3 protein-coding genes and 2 pseudogenes are annotated in these 2,594 nt (G+C 36.6%); all 5 read right to left on the bottom strand.

Annotation, left to right across the window (positions count from 1 at the left end; translation table 11 throughout):
* Window positions 1-187: pseudogene (locus ACFIO3_RS11270) on the bottom strand (recombinase); the annotation flags it as partial.
* 153 nt (window positions 188-340) lie between these two features.
* Window positions 341-868, bottom strand: a complete 528-nt coding sequence (locus ACFIO3_RS11275; protein ID WP_375704477.1) for an antA/AntB antirepressor family protein — start codon at window positions 866-868, stop codon at window positions 341-343.
* A gap of 363 nt (window positions 869-1,231) precedes the next feature.
* On the bottom strand, window positions 1,232-1,960 hold the full coding sequence (locus tag ACFIO3_RS11280) for a Rha family transcriptional regulator (RefSeq protein WP_375704478.1): 729 nt from the start codon (window positions 1,958-1,960) through the stop codon (window positions 1,232-1,234).
* A 14-nt stretch (window positions 1,961-1,974) separates the two neighbouring features.
* Entirely contained in the window at window positions 1,975-2,337 is a 363-nt protein-coding gene (locus ACFIO3_RS11285; protein WP_375607536.1) for an antA/AntB antirepressor family protein, read from the bottom strand.
* A gap of 65 nt (window positions 2,338-2,402) precedes the next feature.
* Window positions 2,403-2,594 (bottom strand): annotated as a pseudogene (locus ACFIO3_RS11290) (hypothetical protein); the annotation flags it as partial.

A 2,594-nucleotide genomic window follows, 5' to 3' on the forward strand; every position in this document is an offset into this window, starting at 1 on the left:
CACGGACAAAGTTTTGGCGCTCTTGTCGTTCTATCTCCTTTTCTCGCAATTCGAGAAGGCTCTTGAGACGGTCCAGACCAACATCATCTTTTAAAGCTCTTTCTAAAATAAGTTCCATAGCTGTAGGTTTGATTTCACAATCGTTTGTTTTATTTACTTCTGTTAGGCTAGTGTTTTGTTCACTCATCTTGATTTCCTCCTATTTGAGCGCAATTCACCCGTGGCGTGAATCACGCATGTTTTGAAAATGGTTGTTTGGTTGTTACAATCCTGTTTCTAGAGACTGTGGTATTATCACCTCCCCGCCCTTAAAGACGAGGAAATGAAATCATATTTTAAACTAAGCAGCTTTTACGACAGATCTTTCTAAGACTTGTTTTGCTTCTTTAATGAGAGCTTTATATTTTCTGTTTTCTTCATCTACTCTGAAGGCATCAAGAAGACGCACATGAATTGGACCTAAAAGATATAAAACTTTTTCACCAGCGTTCATTCCCTCCCAATAGCTTGGCAAATCAAAGCGTGTATCACGATCATAATCAACAGATTGGTTTCTTAGTTTTTTCTCACACTCAATAAAGTAACGACGTGCCTGTCGTCCTTTCTTATTACGTTCAACCATGGAAAGCTCTTTCGCCATATCTAAGGTGAGATGATATTCTACTGCTATAGCATTGTTCGCTTCCATTTTTTTGTGGAAGCGAATAAAATCTTGCCTTTCAAGAAAAGAATAAGCAATGATGCGTTTTTTTATCCAAGTAGAGAAATCTTGTTTGCTTTCCAAAAATGCATGCAACTCACGCGCATTAACGGTTTGAACTGTTTCCTGATCAATTGTTTGTTCTGTAATTTTTATAAGAGTGTTCATAATGAACTCCTATGCAGTTAGATGTTTTTCATTGACATCCAATAAAGGATGCCGGGTGCTGAAAAACACGGTGCATAGTCCGTCGTTACGCTTTCCCCATAAAGAGTATTGTATAGCGTAACTACACCCGACAAAGTCATTATATGCGTGTAACATACAACGAGTCAAAGCCTTTAATATGCGGAAAATAAACTGTTTCGGCAATTCATCCGCTATGCATTTAAGGTGTTTTTCAAGCACCTGATTCGACAGTAGACATACTGATAGTATTTTGTCAAATAAAAAGTTTGAAAATTTACGCAAATAAATCATATCGATTTTATCAGTAAATTCGTATTTCTTTTCCATTATTGCATTCCTTAATTAATGCATGCTTTGTCTTTTAAGCTCTTGAGACAGCGCACCTATTCCTTTTGCTGTGATTTTTGCGCAAGGAATGATTTTTTCTATTCCACTCGCGGTTTGAAGCGTGATGGTTGGACAATCCATAAGTTGCTTTTGGATTTTGTCTTGATACGGTAGCAAATTTCCACCTGCTGCTCGTCTGTAAATCCACCCTTTTTGCTGTAAGAATTGAATGAATTGTTTTGGTTGCATCTCGAGTATTTTAGCGGCTTCTGTAAGACCAAAGAGTCCATCATGGCGCTGTAAGCTTTCAAGAGCCATGGCTTTTGGTGTTAAATCTTCAATGATGGTGTCTTTTTGATCTATTTGACCTTGTAGGTAATTCAAAAAGCCAATCATAGCCTTTGGACTTGAATAGTCGATTTGTAGTGTTACTGCTTGCTTTTCCAACTCTTGCCAACGGTCTATAATCCTAGCACGTAATGTCATGCTGTAACCAGAAACTAAAATGAGGCATTCACGTTTAGGAAGGTTGTAACAGTTTTGGGTCTTACCCTGTTTATCTAAATAGGTGGATCCAAATTTGGATTGACCCCCTTCAGGATATAATTCTCCTAACATTTGTCGAATATCACGCATAATATGCGCATGTTGCTTACCGCATAACTCTGCAATTTCACGACTAGACATCGTTTGAACTGTTGTGTTTTGAAAATTGTTTTCAGATATTGTAATAAAGTTTCGCATCATCACTTCCTAAATTAATGAAAACACAAGTATTGGTATAATATTTTGCCATAGTTTCTATGGCGCTCTGCTTGAGCAATTTTCCTTGCTGCGTGAATTTTGAAGTAATGATTATCTGTTTTATCTGTTTCTATTTCAGATTTTGGACAAATCTTCTGTCTGTTCCATTCTTGTTTTGTAAAAACAAAATCCACGCCTTCTTTTAGATCAAACTTTTCAACACAATCGTTAAACCAAGTGGAAAAATCTTGTTTCAAATGTAAGTGCCTATGCATTACATGGGCTTTGACCATTTGGACATAACCGATTTTGTTGTCTACCTCGTTTTCAGGTATAAGATATCCTTCACTATCTTTATTAGTGTCATGTGTGTTCATGAATTTACTCTAATTAATTATTGATGAATGAAAGGGGGCGCTTTTAAATGCGCCCTTTAGAATTTTTAAATCACATCACAAAGACGTAATTTATTTTGCTCTTCATAGGTCCCGTAGACCTCATCATTATATTTTTCTTCTGCTAACTCAGATAAAAGATCATGGTAAGCATTACTTTCACGTACAAAGTAATGAACCTCACTATCCTCATGGAGATGTTCAATATTTGCTTCTACATATGCGTCTGCAATCTCTTC

The sequence above is a fragment of the Bartonella sp. AD328YNZD genome (assembly GCF_042196425.1).

What these genes read in the sequence shown, in the direction of transcription:
- ACFIO3_RS11275 (WP_375704477.1), bottom strand. Translation starts at nt 868, where the DNA reads ATGAACACTCTTATAAAAATTACAGAACAAACAATTGATCAGGAAACA.
- ACFIO3_RS11280 (WP_375704478.1), bottom strand. Translation starts at nt 1,960, where the DNA reads ATGCGAAACTTTATTACAATATCTGAAAACAATTTTCAAAACACAACA.
- ACFIO3_RS11285 (WP_375607536.1), bottom strand. Translation starts at nt 2,337, where the DNA reads ATGAACACACATGACACTAATAAAGATAGTGAAGGATATCTTATACCT.